Here is a 352-nt window from a genome sequence, read left to right on the forward strand (position 1 = left end):
GTTCTTGGCGATCCAGGGCATCATGGCGCGCAGCTTGGCACCCACTTCTTCGATCTGGTGCTCGGCCGTCAGGCGGCGGCGCGAGATCAGGGTCGGGGCGCCGGCCTTGTTCTCGAGCAGGAAGCTCTTGGCGTACTCGCCGGTCTGGATGTCGGTCAGGCACTGCTTCATGGCCTTCTTGGTCTCCTCGGTCACGACGCGCGGGCCAGTGACGTATTCGCCGTATTCGGCGTTGTTGGAGATCGAGTAGTTCATGTTGGCGATGCCGCCTTCATAGATCAGGTCGACGATCAGCTTCAGTTCGTGCAGGCACTCGAAGTAGGCCATTTCCGGCGCGTAGCCGGCTTCCACC

Annotated in this window: 1 pseudogene; it reads right to left on the bottom strand. The window is 61.9% G+C overall.

The window, feature by feature from the left end:
- Positions 1-352, bottom strand: a pseudogene (locus AC1DO7_RS41580) (ketol-acid reductoisomerase); the annotation flags it as partial.

It is taken from the genome of Cupriavidus sp. 05N40, from assembly GCF_056397305.1.